The sequence below is a fragment of the 'Nostoc azollae' 0708 genome (assembly GCF_000196515.1).
Taxonomy (GTDB): domain Bacteria; phylum Cyanobacteriota; class Cyanobacteriia; order Cyanobacteriales; family Nostocaceae; genus Trichormus_B; species Trichormus_B azollae.
In genome coordinates this window covers 204528-224929 of sequence record NC_014248.1, presented here as the reverse complement: position 1 = coordinate 224929, position 20402 = coordinate 204528, and the positions used below count along the sequence as shown (strand labels likewise).

The following is a 20402-nucleotide window of genomic DNA, read 5'->3' as shown; positions in this document are numbered from 1 at the left end:
GGGTGGTATATTAGGTAATAGCTTATGAGATCAGTATGGCTGCTCTGTAACAATCATTATGAATCTCATCAGACTACTATTATACGAATTTAGAGTATTAGATTAATCATCGTCTGTTAACTTGTTAAGTATTTAGAAAATTTAACAAAAAATATAGTAAACTGAATTAAGTTATGAAAAAATAAGGGTCTTCGGTCATTTTTATATAGCAATCCTAAATCATTCGTGAGATAGAAAATACCTGAAACCCTTATCAATCAAGACTTTTTACCACCGTATTTTCTCATATCTCAGATAGGATTGCTAAAGAAAACCTGGTTCAAAATCATTGAAAGCCTGATTATGTTGATTGTTTATTTAAAACGCAAGAAGCCGAGTCCTTTATAATCCTTAGTGGACAAGGGTTTTGTCCTAATCAATCCTCAATCTCCATAAAAAAGCTAAAAGAAGCAAAAATAATTAGTCTTAAGTGTCAAACCTAAAAGTAAAATTTTATTCAATCAATAGGATAATTAAAATCAACGATTACCTATGCAATTCAACGATCATCTAATTGATTTGCCTTCTTTACATAAAGTTATTGATCGTTACCCTTTGACGATTAGCCCTGATAGTCATGTGATTGAGGCTATTAACTTGATGAATCAGGAGGAAAATCATAGCTGCAACTTATACAATGTTGCCAGATCATTACTTCGCAGCAAACAGCAGAAAAAAGTAAATAGCTATATTTTAATAGTACAGCAAGGGCAGTTACTAGGAATATTCACGCTTGCAGATGTATTAAAATTAATAGCATTGAATATGGATTTAGCCAAGACAACAATGGTTGAAGTGATGACCCAACCAGTCATTACATTGAAACTATCCGATTTAGATCATATTTCAACTGTTTTATACTTTTTGCAGCAATATAGTGTTCAGGATTTACCGATTGTTGATGATGAGGGAAATCTAGTAGGCATAATTAATGAATCTAGCTTGTTACATGAGTTAGATTTAGTCAAGGTTGTTGGTGTTGTTGAAGCTGTAAATCAAACGTTAACAAATATCACGAATCAGTCCCCGGAAAACTATCAGCAACGAGAGAAAGTAAGCGGCAAAACTGATAACTTGTTGAAAACATGGATAGAGGAAAAAATAGCCAAAGAAATACAAATTAATGAAGAACTTCAGCAAACCTTAGAAGAATTGCAAATTATTAAAGAAGAATTACGCCAACAAAATAAACAACTGGCTACTGCTCGTGAGATAACGGAATCGGAGCGCCGACGGTACCAAGATTTATTTGAATTTACTCCTAATGGTTTTTTAGTAACTGATAAATTGGGTGTTATTCAAGAGGCTAATCATGCAGCTTCATCTTTACTCTGTGTGCATCAAAAGTACCTAGTTGGCAAGCCAATTACAATTTTTCTTGGTCAATCAGATCGCCATAATGTTCTCTCCCATCTGAGTCTTTCTCAGCACTTCCAAGAATGGGAAATTTACATTCAACCGAGAGAAGGGGTGCCCTTCCCCGCCAGTATTAGATTAAGGGCTGTGTATGATCGCCAAGGTCAGTGGCTTGGTTGGTGTTGGTTAATATGCAATATTAGTGTACAGAAACAAGCTGAGAAAACACTGCGTCGAAGCTCAGATGAGTTGGAACAACGAGTGGCAGAACGCAGGAGAGAATTGATAGTTGCTAATCAAGCTTTGGAACAAGAAATCAAGGAGCGTAAAGAAACGCAAGCTGCTTTGCGGAAGAGTGAGGAGACATTTCGCCAATTTGCTGAAAATCTCGAAGCATATATATGGATTTGTTCCCAAGATTGCAGCACCCTCTTTTATATCAACCCGGCTTATGAGAAAATTTGGGGTCGTTCTTGCCAAAGTCTGTGGGAAAATCCTCTATCTTGGATAGAAGCTGTTCATCCAGAAGACCTTGAGCCCATGATGGCAGAGGTGGAGAAGCAGCATCAAAAGGGTGAAAATATTAGCGTACAGTATCGTATTATCCGTTTGGATGGTTCAATACGCTGGTTGTGGTCTAGACGTTTTCCTATCAAGAATGAACAAGGACAGATTCAATACTATGGTGGCATTGGTGAAGATATAACAGAACGCAAACAAACAGAAGCAGCAGTCAGGGAGAGTGAATATAAGTTCCACCAATTTGCCGACAACATTCAAGCAGTAGTTTGGATTGCTTCCGTGGATTGTACAGAGAACGTCTATGTGAACCCTGCCTATGAGAAATTTTGGGGTCGTTCTAGAGCAAGTATGGGTAACAATCCTAAATCTTGGATAGAGGGAGTTCACCCCCAAGATCGTGATCGCGTCATTGCACAAATACAAAGTCAAAAGGATAATGAATCTGGCGTTCTAGAATATCGAGTTCTACGACCTGATGGATCAATAAGCTGGCTATGGGCTAGAAGATTTACCATCAAAAATGAACAAGGACAGATTCAATACTTTGGTGGCATTGCCGAAGATATCACAGAACACAAGCAAACAGAAGCTGCACTCAAGAAGACTGAGGAAAAATTCCGATACTTTACCGAAAATAGCGATACCCTAATCTGGATGGCCTCCAAGGATAGTAAGGAAACCCTATATATTAACCCGGCTTATGAAAAAATTTGGGGACGCTCTTGCCAAAGTCTGCGGGAAAATCCTCAATCATGGAGAGAAGCGATTCATCCAGAAGACCGCGATCGCATTTTGGCAGAAATAGAGGAGCATCATCAAAAAGGTGAAGGCGCTAATTTAGAGTATCGCATCGTACAACCGAACGGATCAATCCGCTGGATTTGGGGTAGATGCTTTCCCGTTAAAAATGAACAAGGCGAGCTTGACTACTATGGTAGTCTGACCGAAGACATTACCGACAGGAAACTAGCTGAAGAATCTCTGCGAGACAGTGAAACGCGACTAACTCTAGCCCTAGAAAATGCTAACATGGGTATATGGGAGTGCAACCTGATTACCGACCAATGTATTTGCTCTGATAATGTAGGGCCACTTTATGGACTACCAAAAGGTAGTGTATGTCCATCATCCCATGAAGAATTCTTCAATTTCTTCTATCCTGAAGATCGTGAATTTTGCATTCAGGCAGTGAAACGCGCTATTGAACAAGAAGGCGAATTTGCCGTAGAATATCGCGTCGTTTGGCCTGACGGCAGCCTACACTGGTTAAGGGGTACTGGAAAGGTCTACCACAACCAACAAGGTCAGCCCATCAGGATGATTGGTACAACTAGAGATATATCTGAACGCAAGGAAACAGAGCACCAACTCTATGAACAAGCAGCATTATTAGATATCGCTACCGATGCCATTTTCGTGCGAGATTTTCAGACAAAAATCTTATTTTGGAATCAAGGTGCAGAAAGAATATATGGTTGGCAGAAACATGAAGCTGTGGGTAAAAACCTCAAGGATCTTTTCTGTTCTAAAACTACACAACAACAAGAATCAAGCGCACTCAGAACAGTAGTTAAATTGGGAACTTGGCAAGGTGAGCTACGTAAGAAAACAAAATTAGGCCAAGAAATTATTGTTGAAAGTCGTTGGACACTGATGTTTGATGCCGACGGTCAACCAAAATCTATCTTGATTGTAGATAGTGACATTACAGAGAAAAAACAACTGGAAGAACAGTTTTTCCGCACCCAGCGATTAGAAAGCATTGGTACTTTAGCTGGTGGTATTGCCCACGACTTAAATAATATATTAACTCCCATTTTAGGAGCAGCACAATTACTAAAAGGTAGATTTGCCAAAGATGAAGAACGTCATCCCCAACTATTGGCAATCATAGAAAATAATGCTCAACGTGGAGCTGCTTTAGTCAAACAAGTCTTATCTTTTGCCAGGGGATTAAAAGGAGAAAGAGGTATTGTCCAAGTGAAACATCTGATTGCAGAAATTATTCAAATTGGTAAACAAACATTTCCCAAATCTATCGAATTTACCACCCAAATTCCAGAAAACCTGTGGACTGTTTCTGGAGACACCACACAACTACATCAGGTATTAATGAATCTGGTAGTTAATGCCCGTGATGCTATGCCAGAAGGTGGCACTCTCACAATTACTACAGAAAATATTTATATTGATGAAGCTTACACCCGGATGCTGATTGAATCCAAAATTGGCAATTACATTGTTATTACTGTCACCGATACAGGTGTAGGAATGACTAAAGAAATATTAGATAGAATTTTTGAGCCATTTTTCACCACGAAAGAATTTAAAGGTGGAACAGGATTGGGTTTGTCAACTGCTTTAGGAATTCTTAAAAGCCATAATGGTTTTGTAACAGTATCCAGTCAAGTGGGTAAAGGCAGTACATTTAAGGTATTCTTACCATCTGTAGAATCTCCTCAAGTTCCTGATATAGATCAATCGAAAATACCATCAGGACAAGGAGAGTTAATTTTGGTAGTAGATGATGAACCTCAAATTCGTGATGTAGCCACAATTATTCTAGAAAACCACAATTATCAAACCCTAACTGCTAGTAATGGAGTGGAAGCGATCGTACTGTATGCCCAACACAAAAAAAATATCAGCGCAGTATTGATGGATATGATGATGCCAGAAATGGATGGGATAACCGCTATTCGCACCTTGAAAAAAATGAACCCAAAAGTTCAAGTGATTGCTTGTAGTGGACTAAATACAAAAGATGTATTCCCAGAATCAGACGAAATGGAAGTGCAATCCGTTTTATTCAAACCCTACACTGCCAATGAGTTATTAAGAAACTTAAATCAAATAATTCGTAATTCATAAATAAGGGAACAGGGAACGGATAAAAGGTAAAAGGCAGTAGTTGATTAATTTTACCATGCCCAATGCCCTAAAACCTAACTATTCCCTACATAAATTCCTAAAGATTGAGCAGTTTCGATTAAATAACTGTGAGGATCAACAAGTGAGGGACTTTGATCTAAAACGTTGTGGATTTTCCCATTCACAACTTGTCTGTCTTGTCAGGATAACATCTGGTCATATTTTTCTTGGGCAATTAAATTAACTGCTGTTTTACCGAAAACTGTAGCTGTGAGAGGGTCTAAAGCAGAGGGAATACCACCACGGTGAATATGTCCTAAAACAGAAACCCTGGTGTCATGTCAAGTTGATTATTACTGCAACTAGCAATTTGTTCAGCGATGTATTATTATTGTCCACGACCACATTTAGCAGTAGAACAACTAGCTGCATTGTCCACATCTTCTGAGCAAGGGGAAGCACCTTCAGCAACGACGATAATGGCAAATTGACGCCGCCAGCGATGGCTCAATTGGCTAAGATGTTCACATCAACCTGTGATAGTATAGGGGAATTCAGGAATTAAAATTACATCTGCACCACCAGCAATCCCTGAGTGTAGTGCTAAATGACCTGCAGTACGGTCCCATCACTTCCACAATCATCACGGAATCGTGACTTGCTGCCGTAAACGTGAGACAATTAATAGCATCGACAATAGTATTAATTACTGTGTCAAAACCTATAGAGACTTCCGTAAAAGCTACATCATTATCAATAGTCTTAGGAATACCAACCAAATGCCAATTACCTAAAGTTCCCAATTGCTGGATAATCTTTAAACTACCATCACCACCCACAGTAATTAAAGCATCTAAAACCAACGCTTCATAACTAGCTAAAATGTCATCAGCATGAGCTAAGGTATCCCCTTTATTGACACTGCCTAAAACCGTTCCTCCCATATTCAGTAAAGGGTCAATACCGCGTAAATCCCAACCATGCATACTTAAAAGAACAGTTTGCCGTTCTAATAAACCTTGTGTGGCATAAGGAATACCGACCACTTCCCAATTGTAAGTAAGATTAGCATGACTGACTGCTGCGCGAATTGCACAATTTAGAGCAGGAGAGTCACGACCACTTGTCAGAATACCGATACCTTTGTGCATAATTCGTAATTAGTAACTTGTAATTCGTAATTCATAATTAGGGACTGCGGATTGATAATTGGTCATTGGGAAAAATCTTCTCCCTTTCTCCCCAGTCCCCAGTCCCCTAACATAGTGTATAAACCTTACCCCAACTTGGTTGATAATTTTGCAACGCTTTCATATACTGAGCGCGTTCAAAAGCACTAGGATTAGGACAATTGACTTGGCTCATACTACCTTGAATTTGCTTTACTGATTCATATTTGTGTGTTTCCATCCATTCTCGTAAGTATTTTTCCAAATTACGAATATGATCAACACCATGCCGTAATAATACAGAACAAAGCATGGTTGCATTTGCCCCTACCATTAACATTTTTATCACATCAAGGGCATTGTTAATACCGCTAGTTGCGGTGAGACTACCTTGAATATGACCATAGAGAATCGCTATCCAACGCAGAGGTAAACGCATAGATTGAGATGTACTTGAAAGCACATGAGGTTTAACATCTAAGGTTTCCAAATTAATATCTGGCTGATAGAACCTCTTAAATAAGACTAACCCATCAATCAGCCCCAGCATAATCTAAACGCTTGGCCATATTTGCAGTATTAGTAAATTAGGGACTGAGTTTTACACCTACAGGAATGGTGACTGCGGCTTTAACTCTGGTCAGAATATCAATATATTATATTATAATATATGTGTTTTCAATTTCGTGGCTTGTCAGGTCTATGTCTGTAGGAACATAGTAAATATTGAGTTCTACGGCAGATGCTCCTGCTTGTTCAATAAGACTGGCATAATTAGTCCATCCTCCTACAGAACAACCATTGAGACTGGCAATAATGGGAATCTCTACTTTTTCTTTTGCTTTGCGAATATGGTCTAAATATTCTTCTGGAGCGACTCGGAAAGTTGTAGGTTCTGGGAAGTAGGTTAAAGCTTCAGGGAAACTTTCTGTACCGTAAGTGAGATGATGATGAAGTTCGTATTTTTCTAAAGTCAATTGTTCTTCAAATAATGAGCGCATAACTACTGTACTTGCACCAGCATCTTCCATTAATTTAATGTTGTCAACTTCTTGGGAGAGGGGAGAAGCTGAAGGAACTAAAGGTGACTTTAATTCTAAACCCAAATATGTTGTTGTTAAGTTCATAAATTTTACGATTGGTGATTGGTGATTGGTGATTGCTGATTGGTGATTGCTGATTGGTGATTGCTGATTGGTGATTGCTGATTGGTGATTGCTGATTGGTGATTGGTGATTGGTGATTGGTGATTGGTGATTGGTGATTGCTGATTGGTGATTGCTGATTGGTGATTGCTGATTGGTGATTGCTGATTGGTGATTGGTGATTGGTGATTGCTGATTGCTGATTGGTGATTGGTGATTGGTGATTGGTGATTGGTGATTGGTGATTGGTGATTGGTGATTGGTGATTGGTGATTGGTGCGTTAGGCTAAAGCTAACGCAACCTACAGTTATTTTGATATTAGATAGAAGCTGTTAAACCCTTATGGTTATTATTTGCTTCTGGTTGTTTAGTGATATTTTGAATAGGTTCTGGTTCTGGTTCTTGATGTGATTTTCTTGTAATTTTCTGGCGGCTAAATATTGGTACATTTGCCAACGGATATTAACATCCTCTTGGGCTTGTTTGAGTAATTGTTTAGCCGTTTCTGGGTTTATTTTGGTTAACATCTTGAAGCGGTTTTCCATATACATCGACTGTTCAACTGGTATTCTGGGAGTGCGGGAATCAAGTTGTAAGGGGTTTTGTCCTTGTTGAACACGGTCGGGGTTATAACCCACATTCTCCACCCTAAAGTGCCACAGAGAGAAATTACGGAGAGAGAAAATCCAAGGGAGCATAAAAAGGAACATATGCAGTGAAAAAAGGCATTGGAGAAACAGTAAAGCACCAAAAATAGCATCAAAAGCTATTATCAATAAGGAGCAATCAGAAAGAACACCGCCCAGAGGAGTCAACAGATAAATGAAGATATTCAAGAGATAAATCATAACTTAGACTAATAGATTGAAGTAAAAAAAGAAATTCTAGTAAAATAGAGTTATAAATCAAGGATATTAGGTTATTTTCTGATAGAAATTAAATTAATACAGAGAAAAATCAGGTAAGTAATTGATAGTAGGGAAAACAATGCTCTGGTAAAAGATTCACAGTGAAATCTCTCTCTTAAGTCCGGTGAGAGATGTGTTTTCCTTGGTTTAGTGTAACTAAATGAATAGACTAAAAGCATGGAAAAATCCAGCGTAAAGTGGGGCGGTCAGTTGGTTTGCCCAATTGATTCTTTACTGTTGATTTAGACTCTCTCACAGCGGTTCTGATTTGTCGTTGCCCTAAAGTATAAACCAGCAGACATAAACCCATCATCATGCCCAGGGACTCTATTCTCTCTGGACTTTTTAGGAAAATACTGTCTGCAAAAAATAATGGGTCTTTGAGAAAAGCAAACCCTCTCTGGCAAGACTGTTGAGCTTTATATTCACTCAAGATGGAGTCATGGGTAAGTTCATTGGAATCCAAAAGGTTTGTAGCAATGATAAAAGGCCCTGCCCTCAGAAATTCTGTATTAATTTTACTTTCATTCTGGGAGAATGTAGCTGATATTTCAGAGGATATCTCTCCTGACCTATGTTTTTTCTTAGATTTGATTTGAGTAACTTTACTATGGTTAATTTGGTGATATTTGAATTGTTTTAATAGTTTAGATAACCCCTTAGAAAATCTTTCTGGTGATAACTTTTTCAAATCTTGCACAGCTTTTGATTGTGCCTTGGTAATTTTTTGTGAGAGTTTACCCAGGTCTGATTCTCTTGTTTCTTGACTTTGCACTGCTAACTATCTTTGTTATATTACTGCATAATTTACTGTTTTTGAAGCTAGTTTATATCCGGGTAAGTTACGATTAACAAATTCTGGTTCTCGTAATTTTGATATTCATCATTGTGCTGATTGTACGCTTAATGGCACTGGATATAACCAGCTTAAATCTGATATCATCTTCAGATTTGATCCTGTATATAAGGCCCAGTATGCTACTATGAGACTGTTAACTTTTAACTGTTTTTGGTACTCTACTGCTATTTTAGCAAAGCATGATGAATCTGCTTGGTTTCCCGATGCTAGTTATAAAAATATATATTGGTATGTCTCCATCTCCTGAACATATCATTTCTATGATGAACTATGTTAACTCCGGTCTATGGTCACCAGAATAACCGTAGGTGATGGTTATTTCTTTTGGTGATTTTACTGCTAATTCTTCTATTTCTTGATTATTTCCTACTTTTTGACTCTCAAATATTACTTCTGGTAAGCTGGTATTATATTGCCCATGTAGGTCCATTTATGATGAGTCTAGATGCCCTGCTCATAGGGATACTCCAAATTTTTGGGCTACTTTTAAGGCGATAATAAAAAATATTCTATCCAATCATTTTATAAAAAGTTTATCCATGACTCTCCCCAGTTTATCGTCCTTGAGATATTCTGGTGTTACTCCTGCTCCTATTAGATGGTCACAGGCTATTGTTTTAAAATCTTGTGGAAAGATATATAAGGGTTTTTATACAAATCCTAACCCGTTGATTATCATGGGTTTTACTACATGACCCGGACTTACTTTCTCTCCAATTTCAAGGGTTATTTCTACTACTCCTATGGCGTCTATTATTCCTGCTACGATGCCTAAATGGTCTAGGTTTTGAATTTCCATTTTTTGAAGCTTTGATTTCACAACAGAATTATCCACAACTCCCATTGTGATTAAATCATTTCTTCTTCTGTTCTAATTTAATTTTTAAATCATTAAATTTTCTTTTCTTTTATCTTCTTTACAAAACTTTATTCTCTCACTCTATTGCCATTTTAATCATACTATTCTCATTAATACCAATTCTCTATGAGGCTGCACAGAATAAAGCTTGATGAAACAGAGCTTCAAGGATGAAATCATAACTGGTCAAAGAGGAGATGACCTCAGAAGATAATTGAGCTAATTCATGTTGAACTCCTTGACGCAATTGGTCGAGATGTGAGAAACTTTCACCTTTGAACTGACGTTTAATAAACTGCCATAATCGCTTGATGGGGTTAAGTTGAGGAGACTGAGATGGTTGAAAAATGGGAATAATATTTTCAGGGCAAGACAGTGCCAAAGCTTGGTGTGCAGAAGCTTGATCCATCTGCATTAATCCCATATCAGAACCTAATTCTTGAGATAGGACATCCAAGAATTTCTGAAAATTCTCACTGTTTAGATGAGGATATTCCTGACAAAAATGCCATCCAGAGGTGGGTTCAACAACTCCATAAAGCCAAAATGCTTTTCGTGGCCACTGCACCCTCACTACAGGTTTAACACCACGAGCCGTAATCACTCACTCCTCCAGTTTCGGTCTTCAAACCTAATCTGGTTTCGTCCTGGCACAGGTAACTCAGTCGTTTTCCCCCACCCAATAGTTTCTCTAAAGCTACCAAGGCAAGGGGGATGTTTTCTTAAAAAGGTTTATAGCTTGCTCATCTTGTGATGAGCTGATGGGTCGAGGTACTTTCAATTTTGCCCCTAGTTTGTAGGGCACTAAACTGTAAACTGTCTTGTATTTGACTTGGACGTGCCATTCTTGCTCTAGCCATTCCACAATTTGCCTATAACTGCTAAACCTTTGGGGGGATTCTAACTTTGATATTAGTTGTGATAGCATTTCACCTTGTATTAAAGGAGTTGCCCCAGGCGCAGTTTTTACCTCTCAAAGAGAAGATAGTCCTCCTTTTCCATACCTTTGTAACCATCCTGTTATTGTTGACCCATCTCTGCCCAATCTTCGGCTCACTTCTTGATGCTGGGTTACTTGTTCTGTTTTTATCCACCACAGCATTTGTAAACGTTCTTTGTCTAATGCTGTCCGCGCATTTTTCAGGCTTTTTGACAAATACTCAGCACTTTCTTGAACTTCTAGATTGAAAGGGCGTGCCATTGCTTCCTCATGAGTCTTTATCTTCCATGTTCTTTATTCTACAGTTCTATCTACACTCATTTAGACTTGGTATTAGCCTTTTCTTCCTTGCAGGATCTTTAGTTCTTGTGTACTACTATCTGTGACAGTTAGGGTACAGTTAGGGTGCGGAAGGTGGGTTTTAGCGATACAATAACCAGCGTCGAGAGTCTACAGCCGCTTTTTGATTTTGCATGGCTGTACTCATGTTGATGCCGTGAGGAATATAATGGCTGTAGGCAAAAATTAAGGATGGACCTTCATAAGCTTCAGCTTCTAAGAAAGCTTTTAATGTGTGTTCACCTCTCGCACCCATAGCCACACTAGCAACATAAACCTTACAGTAAGTCATGGTGATTAAACCTAAGTCTTTTTTGGCTGCTGGTTTACCACTTTACCACCTGCGGCAAATTTTACCACTGCACCTTTAGGGGTCTATTTGGAGATTTGACCGCCAGTATTAGAATAAACTCCTGTGTCGAGAACGAGGATATTAACGTTGCGACTACTAGGAATTACATGATCTAATCCATCGTAACCAATATCATAAGCCCAACCGTCACCGCCTATCATCCAAACACTCTTCTTCACCAAATAATCAGCAAGAGATTTGAGATTCTTAACCGCCAATAAACGCTGATGAACGCCGATATCATCCTCTTTCACTTGTGTTAATCTGTATTCATCTGCGGTAATAATTTCATCCAGTTTTCGTTTGAGAATAGATACCCGTTCCCGTTGTTCATAAATATCTGCTTCGTCGTTTTGTTCAGCGTTGAGGATATCTGTTACTAGGGTTTCACCTATTTGGGGTGCAAGTTGTTATAGTAAATAAGCTGCAAATACGGCTTGTTTATCTATGGAAACGTGGAAACCTAAAGCAAATTTGGCGTTATCTTCAAATAAGCTGTTAGACTAAGCTAGTGCTCTGCCTTCAGCATTCTTTGTCCAAGGTCTGGTGGGTAAGTTACCACCATAGATAGAAGAACAACCGATGGCGTTGGCAACGATCATGCGATCGCCAAACAATTGTGTTACTAATTTAGTATACAGTGTCTCTCCACATCCTGCACAAGCACCGGAAAACTCAAACAACAGTTCTTGCATTTGTTGTTGATTAATATGACTCAACTTCAAATTCCGTCGGGCTAGTTTTACTAAACTCAAGAAGAAGTCCCAATTATCTCTTTCTTATTCTCTTAACGGTCTTTGCTGTTCCATATTAATGGCTTTTTTGCGTGGTTCGGCTTTATTTTTCGCCGGACATACATCAACACATAAAGCACAACCTGTACAATCTTCCGCAGCTACTTGAATGGTAAATTTCAAATCATGCCAATCATGTTCTTCGGCATTTTGAAAGTTGGCGGTGCATTTTCTAATTGTTCTGGTTCATATACTTTACTATGGATAACAAACGCTGTGTGGATATACATACCATCACCCATTTACCACATTGAATGCAAACATTAGGATCCCAAACAGGTATCTCTTGGGCAATATTGCGTTTTTCCCATTTTGATGTTCCCGTTGGATATGTACCATCTATGGGTAATGCACTGACGGGTAAATCATCACCTTCACGGGCAATCATTTTACCCAATACATTGCGAACAAATGCAGGTGCATAATCGGGGATTGGGGGTTTGTTTTCTTCGCTATGCCCAATGTCCCATACCCGATGCCAAATTTCATACAGATTATCCCAGGTTTTATTAACGGGTTGGATATTCATTTGGACAATTTCTTCGCCTTTTTTACCGTAGGTTTTGCGAATTGATTTTTTAATTTGTGCGATCGCATCTTCTCTTGGTAAAATCCCAGAAACGGCAAAGAAACAAACCTGCATGACAGTGTTAATATGTCCGCCCATTCCGGCTTCCCGCGGGACTTTATAGACGTTGATGACATAGAACTTGAGATTTTTATTAATTATCTCTTCTTGCATAGCAAAGGGGAGTCTTTCCCAAGCTTCATCTTTCTCGTAGGGTGCGTTTAATAAAAATGTGCCACCGGGGATGATATCTTTCAACATCGGGAATTTTTCGATAAACTCCCACTGATGACAGGCGACAAAGTTAGCTTTGCTGATTAAATAAGTAGAACGAATTTGTTGAGAACCAAATCGCAAGTGACAAAAGGTAATATAACTAGATTTATTAGAATCGGAAACAAAATAATCTTGGGCGTAATTATCAGTTTCTTAACCAATAATTTTGATGGAGTTTTTATTGGCAGTAACTGTACCATCTGTAACTAAACCATAGAATATAGCCCGCACAATATTATCTGGTTCTATGTTAAATTCGGGGTCATATTGTAAGCTGGTGTGGGTGACATCATCATTAATGCCAACATTAGTACCAACTGTAAAATGATTCTTTGGTGTGTCAGCCAAATTATCAAGGATAGTTGTATCTTGATTGCCCCCATCTTTAAGGGGCTTGGGGGGATCAAATTACCAAATAAAGCTTTCAGGATTGCGGGTGTAAATTATTTAGATGATAACCCATATTTCTCCCTCACAACTTGAATATTGTTGAGTTTGTTTTCTGCCAAAGCTGTAACAACATCAGTATATCAATGTTCACCAACTGCTCCTGGTTTTCTTGTGATGTTTAAAACAGCAGTACTGCTGTTTTTCTGGTAAAGGATTAATAAATCTTTGGGTGTCAAAGGGACGATATAATCTAATTATAACAACTCCAACTTTTTCACATTGTTTGTTGAGATAATCTACCGCTTTATGAACTGTTTTACAAGCAGAACCCATGAGGATAATTCTTTTTTCTGCTGTTGGATCTCCATGATATTCAAATAGTTTATATTCTCGCCCTGTAACTTGAGCGAATTCATCCATTACCTTCTGAGTTATATCTGGGCAAGCTAAATAAAATGGGTTAACGGTTGCCCTGGCTTGGAAGTAAACATCCGGCTTTTGGGCTTTTCCTCTTAATACGGGTCTATCAGGTGTTAAAGCCCGTGAACGATGGGTAATTACTAACTCTATGGGAATAAATTTCTCTAAATCTTCTGTTGTTAATGTTTCTACTTTATCGACTTCGTGAGAAGTGTGGACTCCATCAAAAAGGTGTAGGAAAGGAATGCGTGATTCTAAAGTTGCGTGTGTGGAAATGAGGGCAAAATCTTGGGCTTCTTGGACAGAAGCAGCACACAGCATGGCAAAACCTGTGGTTCTGGCTGCCATAACATCGCTATGATCACCGAAAATAGATAAAGCTTGGGCTGCCAGCGATCACGCTGCAATATGAAATATTGTAGGTGTAAGTTAACCCGCAATCTTGTACATATTCGGCAGCATCAAAATTAATCCCTGAGACGCTGTAAATGTGGTAGTCAGTGAACCCGTTTGTAAAGCACCATGTACAGCACCCGCAACGCCCCCTTCACTCTGAAACTGTACCACCAAGGGAACAGTTCTCCAAACGTTCGGTTTTGTTTCACTCATCCAAGCATCAGACCATTGACCCATAGGTGAAGATGGAGTGATAGGATAAATAGCAATAACTTCATTGAGTGGATAAACGACCTTAGCAAGCGCTTCATCACCGTCTATGGTGGCATAAGTTCTGGTTTTCATATTCCCCAGCCTTTGAGAATTGCTAAACTATAGGTAATTGGTAAAAGGGAAAAAATTTTAACCAGTCCCGAGTACCCTGGTTTCTACCTTGAAACTTAAGACGAAAATTTGAGGAACTTGTGAGGAACACCTACACTTGCGGATTTAAGTAGGTTAGCGTTAAAAATTGTCATTATGACAGGCAAAAGGCAACAGGGTTTTGGTGATTTTACTTTTTGTTACATACTTCTGTTTTTTGCCGCCGACTTACTTAGTCTACAAATCTATTGATTCTTTGATAACCCTCATTAAACCCCCATCAACATATATAATATATATAGTAATTACCAAGGTTGTTAGGACATCAACAGACCATAAAACTTCGATACAAACAGACTTTTAACTCTCTCACCGTTTGGCTGCTATAAAATTTCCCAGATAGAAATGCATCCTTACAATTTCCTCAGATTCTTGCTCTAAGTTAATAGTAAAGTTAAAACGTAAGCATTCAGCTAATGCCTAACCGCACGCTACGCAAACAGCCATCAGCAGTTAGCTTTTTCAGGCTAACTGCTGATGGCTGTTTGATAATTAACAGATTTCTCAAACATTCTGACTCCTGAATCCTAACTCCTGAATTCTTAGGCAACATCCTGTCAAGAGTGTAGAGAAAGTCTACATTTAATACATTTAATTGTAAAACTAACCTGGAGAAAAATGTCATCATAATACTAACTGTATTTCACTTCACTCATTACCTATGAGCGACTATCTGTTTCCAATGAATCTTATTAGGAAGATTAATCAGGAATTAGCAATAAGTGGACAAATTACACTAGAACATCTACATTAGCTTGCTGATTATGGTTACAAATCTGTCCTAAATTTGTGTTGTGCAAATGAATCAATTTAATGGACAAATGAACAGCAAAAAAGTGAATTTTTAGGATTGTAGTATGTCAACCTGCCGACTTAGATTGAAAATCTAATTCATCAAACTGCAAAGCAAGTTTTTCAAATTATTGATGAATTACCTAAACCGCTGCTGATACATTGTGATAATTCCAAACGTTCAGCAGCTATAGTATTATTATATATTTCTACTAAACAGGGAATTGCATTTGAGCAAGTATGGCAACAAACTATTAATCTGGACTTGTTGTAAGAAGGAATTGGGGAGTTATACAGCAAACGGGTGAAACTTAGACTTATCTCATACTGATAGCGCAGGGTGGCGTAAGCTATTCGTAACGTAGTACACGGTATCCCTTCGCGACACTGCGTGAAAGCGCAGCGTGCAGTAGGCTCTAGTACAGTACGGCGTAAATAAACCAACCATTGCAAATTTCTGAAAAGCTCACTCTGTATACATTTTGAATTTCGTTCGCGTAGCGTCTCCGAAGGAGATATTTTGTTAGCTTAGCTCTTCTAAAAGAAGTATTTTGAATTCACGGCGGTACTAGTATCTCGGAGATTCTTCACTATCTCTTTCAGAGATGCTCCTTGAACGTTCAGAATCACACTTTTAAACCGTTTTTAGAATACAGGAGTATGGCTTACGCCAGCTTCCGCTATCAGGAGTTACAGGAGTTCAGAAGAGAGAAGAAAGAATTAATTCTTCCCTCACCTCCCCCACACACTACACCACTAATTGGTACTGTAAATTTGAGATGAAGGCACACAATGAGAACTATTCACTGGGTGAAGTTTCGGTTTATTGGTAGATGCTGATGCTATCTCAATTTGGCTATTTTCTTTCATTAAACGGCTATAAGTGCGCTGGGGAATATAATGCAGTGGATTATAACCAATAAAACGTAAAATCAGCACACAAGCCCAGGAATATCTACCATCAGCGACAGCTTCAAGGACTTGATTTAATTCTTCAGGAGTAATAAGATTCTGAACGTTAGTTTGAGAAGGAGAAATTCGGTAGTTCATGACTGTCCCGGATATAATTTGTACTATTGAAGGTTTATCGTTACTTTCGTGCGGGATTCTCTATTAGCAATGTCCATACACCAGATTGCAGATCAATGAGGTACAGAATCTAAATTGAAACCTAAACAGCAAGAGAGTTTTACTCCTGACTCCTGACTCCTGCTATAACTGCCAAAAATCTAGAAAACAGCATTTAGATATCGCTTGTCACTATCTCCATATTTTTCACCATCAGAGATTTATGAAAATCTTTCTAAAAGCCACATATTCCTATGATGAAAGTGATATTTAAAGTTGAATAGATTCTTCATTTCTCATGTAAATATCAGTTGATTTTTAACCAAGAGGATATGTAAGAATTCAGGAATCAGGAGTCAGAATGTTTGAGAAGTTGGTTAATTATCAAACAGGTGTTTCTGGCGTTAGCCTGACAAAGCTGACTGCTGATGCCTGTTCGCGTAGCGTGCCGTTAGGCATTAGCTGAATGCTTACAAGAATACTATTATTTTCTGTGACTTTTATTTTGCAGAAAGATTAATAGCAGGACTTATATGACTTAAAAGCTAGTGCCGCAAGGCGAAAGTCAAAAAAAAATCTTATGGAGTAGGCTTTTCATCTATTTTAAATTGTTGCTCTATTTACGCCGTACTTTACTAGGAATGAGTTTATCATTAGCTTGGGCTTTTTAGTATCATTAACCACTGGTAATCTTGACAGTTTTTGCTTTCGTATTTTTGAGTCTGGAAGTCAGAAATTTCATTAATTCTTAGTTTCATTTCACCGATTCTCCCTTACCTATATGCAAATGCTAAAGTCATGCTCTTGGCATTAGATACTAAGCCAATTTTGGAATTAAAAAATAGGGAACACAGACATTCATCTGATATGCAGAATACTACCTTTTTTGAATCAATTTAGCCAACTTGGCAAATTTTATCCAAGAAAATTATAGTTGATGGGATTTTCTACCTATCTATCAAATACCTATTTAAATACTGGCACACGACGAGTTTACAAAATTGCATTCACCAGGTAATGAAATATCAAAACAACAAAATTAACCACAAAAATATCTACAGTCCGAGTCAGCAGTCATCAGTAAAATACTGATTGAGGCTTTAAATGGGAAAGAGGAGAGGTAGATATGTAGGTTGTTTTTTCTTCCTATATCTAAAGAATTACCCAAGGCTTTCACACCTCAGCTAGATGCGATACTTTTTACAAGTAATTTACTATCAGAAAAAGATACATCTCACCTAATCTAATTATCTAAGAATCCAGTTTTTCAAGAGATAAAAATGAGTGCGTAGGTAAGCATTCAGCTAATGCCTAACGGCACGCTATGCGAACAACAGTCAGCTTTTTTCAGGCTAACGCCAAACATACCTGTTTGATAATTAACCAATTTCTTAAACCTTCTGACTCCTGACTCCTGGATTCTTACAATTGTAGTTGTTATAGTTGGGTTATTTCCCATGTATGAATTATTTCAGGCTGTTTTAACCAGTGATGAAAAAACTGCACTACGTCAGTTTCTGTTGATATTGCATGATTTTGATAAATGTTACTTTTTGAGGAATGAAATTTTACAAGCTTTTACTAATTATTGTCATCAATCTGAAAAACCTACTTATTTTTACCATTCTTCATCCCTAGGTACGCTTATTCATTACACTCATGAAATTATTATCGAAGATGAAAATACTTGGTTTGTCGTCAGACCAAGGATAGCTAGTCAAGAAGTGTGGAGACTAACTGCAGATTTCACCCATTTCGATTTAATGACTCCTAAAGCATTTTTAGATGTGAGTGATCGCTTAGTCAACCGTTACCAACCCCACATCCTAGAAATTGACCTCCACCCATTTTACCAAACATCTCCGAGAATTAGCGATCCCAGAGAGATTGGTCAAGGTCTGACTTTCCTGAACCATTATCTATGCAATCAATTTGTCTCCGATCCTCAATATTGGCTAGAAACCTTTTTTCAGGCATTACAAGGGATACAATTCAATGGCATGAAGGTGTTAATTAGCGATCGCATTCATTCCGGTATCCAGTTTGCTAAACTAATTAAACCAGCGATCACCTTATTAAGCGAACTTCCCCCTGACGAACCCTATGCACAATTTCGTTCTCATCTCCAAGAACTCGGTTTAGAAGCTGGTTGGGGTAACAACGCTGGGCGAGTCAGGGAAACCTTAGAACTACTACAAAGACTCATTGACACCCCCCAAACCTACATTCTCGAAGCTTTTGTCGCACGTATTCCCGCAGTTTTTCGCGTCGTCCTCATTTCCATACATGGTTGGGTAGCACAAGAAGACGTTCTAGGACGAGATGAAACATTAGGTCAAGTTATTTATGTCCTGGAACAAGCACGCAGTTTAGAAAACAAACTCCAACAGGAAATAAAACTTGCTGGTCTTGACTTCTTAGGTATCAAACCTCATGTAATTATTTTGACTCGCCTGATTCCCAATTGTGAGAGTACATTTTGTGACTTGCGTTTAGAAAAAGTTCACAATACAGAAAATGCTTGGATTTTACGAGTTCCATTTAGAGATTTTAATCCAGAAATTATTAATAACTGGATTTCTAAATTTGAAATTTGGCCTTATTTAGAAAAATTTGCCCAAGATGCAGAAAGAGAACTGCTAACAGAATTTTCAGGTAAACCAGATTTAATTGTTGGTAACTACAGCGATGGTAACTTAGTCGCCTCTCTACTCTCCAGTAGCTTAAAAATTCCTCAATGCAATATTGCCCATTCCCTAGAAAAACCAAAACATTTATTTAGTAACTTATATTGGCAAGACCTAGACGAAAAATATCATTTCTCAGCCCAATTCACTGCCGATTTAATTAGCATGAATGCTGCCGATTTTATTGTTGCTTCATCCTATCAAGAAATTGTCGGTACACCAGACACGATGGGACAATATGAATCTTACAAATGTTTTACCATGCCCCAACTCTATCATGTAGTTGATGGAATTGATTTATTTAATCCTAAATTTAATATGATTCCCCCTGGAGTCAGTGAAACCTTATTTTTCCCCTACAGCCAAACAGAAGATAGAAATCCACAAGAAAGCCAAAAAATTAAAGATTTATTGTTTCAACAGCAAGATGATCATATTCTCGGTAACATAGACGATATTCACAAAAGACCAATTTTTGCAGTTGCACCAGTTACCTCAATTAAAAACCTCACTGGTTTAGTTGAATGTTTTGGTAAAAGTCAAGAATTACAAACTCGATGTAACCTGATTTTATTAACTAGTAATTTATCTGTAAATGAAGCGACATACCCAGAAGAAGCTGGAGAAATAGACAAACTGCACAATCTTATTAAGGAACATCATCTGCAAGGAAAAATCCGGTGGTTAGGAATGCGTCTACCAAGCCAAAAAATTGGTGAAGCTTATCGTATTATTGCTGATTATCAAGGTATTTATATTCACTTTGCCCTTTATGAAGCCTTCGGACGTAGTATATTAGAAGCAATGATTTCTGGCTTACCAACCTTTGCAACTAAATTTGGCGGGTCATCAGAAATTCTCGAAGATTTGCAAACTGGATTTCATCTCAACCCTACAAATTTAGAAAGAACAGCTAAGACAATTCTTAACTTCTTAGATAAATGTGATGCTAACCCAGAATATTGGCAAGAAACTTCCCAATGGATGATTCAAAGAATTCGCCATAAATACAACTGGGAATCATACACAGAACAATTACTATTAATAGCTAAAATCTTTAGCTTCTGGAACTTTATTGTTCCAGAAGCTAACGACGCAAGAGATAGATATATGGAGATATTATTTCATCTTATTTACAAACCCAGAGCCGAACAAATTATCGGACAACATCAACAACGATACGCTCACATTTACAAATAAATCATGACTTTTGATTCTTCGTTTCTCT

At 38.0% G+C, this 20402-nt stretch carries 7 protein-coding genes and 6 pseudogenes; 2 read left to right on the top strand and 11 right to left on the bottom strand.

Annotation, left to right across the window (positions count from 1 at the left end):
- The first annotated feature begins 531 nt into the window (after nucleotides 1-531).
- Nucleotides 532-4788, top strand: a complete 4257-nt coding sequence (locus AAZO_RS01060) for a PAS domain S-box protein (RefSeq protein WP_013189862.1) — start codon at nucleotides 532-534, stop codon at nucleotides 4786-4788.
- A 74-nt stretch (nucleotides 4789-4862) separates the two neighbouring features.
- Here the strand turns inward: AAZO_RS01060 and AAZO_RS01055 are convergent.
- From AAZO_RS01055 to AAZO_RS00990, 11 genes and pseudogenes are all read right to left on the bottom strand, one after another.
- Nucleotides 4863-5939 (bottom strand): annotated as a pseudogene (locus AAZO_RS01055) (ATP-dependent 6-phosphofructokinase).
- A gap of 106 nt (nucleotides 5940-6045) precedes the next feature.
- Nucleotides 6046-7084, bottom strand: a pseudogene (locus AAZO_RS01050) (dihydroorotate dehydrogenase-like protein).
- A 351-nt stretch (nucleotides 7085-7435) separates the two neighbouring features.
- Nucleotides 7436-7735 (bottom strand): annotated as a pseudogene (locus AAZO_RS34710) (hypothetical protein); the annotation flags it as partial.
- A pseudogene (locus AAZO_RS28160) lies at nucleotides 7730-7951 on the bottom strand (C4-dicarboxylate ABC transporter); the annotation flags it as partial. The pseudogenes AAZO_RS28160 and AAZO_RS34710, both read right to left, overlap by 6 nt.
- 109 nt (nucleotides 7952-8060) lie before the next feature.
- Nucleotides 8061-9714 (bottom strand): annotated as a pseudogene (locus AAZO_RS43150) (IS1634 family transposase).
- 139 nt (nucleotides 9715-9853) lie between these two features.
- Nucleotides 9854-10333, bottom strand: a complete 480-nt coding sequence (locus tag AAZO_RS01030; protein ID WP_041639070.1) for a transposase — start codon at nucleotides 10331-10333, stop codon at nucleotides 9854-9856.
- Nucleotides 10334-10426: 93 nt separating this feature from the next.
- Nucleotides 10427-10657, bottom strand: a complete 231-nt coding sequence (locus AAZO_RS43145) for a winged helix-turn-helix domain-containing protein (protein ID WP_049790495.1) — start codon at nucleotides 10655-10657, stop codon at nucleotides 10427-10429.
- A gap of 45 nt (nucleotides 10658-10702) precedes the next feature.
- Entirely contained in the window at nucleotides 10703-10930 is a 228-nt protein-coding gene (locus AAZO_RS33090; protein WP_041640488.1) for a helix-turn-helix domain-containing protein, read from the bottom strand.
- A gap of 163 nt (nucleotides 10931-11093) precedes the next feature.
- Nucleotides 11094-14549 (bottom strand): annotated as a pseudogene (gene nifJ / locus AAZO_RS28150) (pyruvate:ferredoxin (flavodoxin) oxidoreductase); the annotation flags it as partial.
- 487 nt (nucleotides 14550-15036) lie between these two features.
- Nucleotides 15037-15255: a hypothetical protein gene (locus AAZO_RS34705; RefSeq protein WP_013189861.1), complete on the bottom strand. Its 219-nt coding sequence runs from the start codon at nucleotides 15253-15255 to the stop codon at nucleotides 15037-15039.
- A 920-nt stretch (nucleotides 15256-16175) separates the two neighbouring features.
- The gene (locus AAZO_RS00990; protein WP_013189860.1) at nucleotides 16176-16469 is read right to left on the bottom strand and encodes a HetP family heterocyst commitment protein; all 294 of its coding nucleotides are present in this window, start codon (nucleotides 16467-16469) and stop codon (nucleotides 16176-16178) included.
- A 1475-nt stretch (nucleotides 16470-17944) separates the two neighbouring features.
- On the opposite strand from AAZO_RS00990, the gene AAZO_RS00985 reads away from it, so the two are divergent.
- Entirely contained in the window at nucleotides 17945-20374 is a 2430-nt protein-coding gene (locus AAZO_RS00985; RefSeq protein ID WP_013189858.1) for a sucrose synthase, read from the top strand.
- The last annotated feature ends 28 nt before the right edge of the window (nucleotides 20375-20402 follow it).

Excerpts from the sequence above, each read along its gene's own strand:
- AAZO_RS01060 (WP_013189862.1), top strand. The coding sequence starts at position 532 with ATGCAATTCAACGATCATCTAATTGATTTGCCTTCTTTACATAAAGTT.
- AAZO_RS43145 (WP_049790495.1), bottom strand. The coding sequence starts at position 10,657 with ATGCTATCACAACTAATATCAAAGTTAGAATCCCCCCAAAGGTTTAGC.
- AAZO_RS33090 (WP_041640488.1), bottom strand. The coding sequence starts at position 10,930 with ATGGCACGCCCTTTCAATCTAGAAGTTCAAGAAAGTGCTGAGTATTTG.
- AAZO_RS34705 (WP_013189861.1), bottom strand. The coding sequence starts at position 15,255 with ATGATGACATTTTTCTCCAGGTTAGTTTTACAATTAAATGTATTAAAT.
- AAZO_RS00990 (WP_013189860.1), bottom strand. The coding sequence starts at position 16,469 with ATGAACTACCGAATTTCTCCTTCTCAAACTAACGTTCAGAATCTTATT.
- AAZO_RS00985 (WP_013189858.1), top strand. The coding sequence starts at position 17,945 with ATGTATGAATTATTTCAGGCTGTTTTAACCAGTGATGAAAAAACTGCA.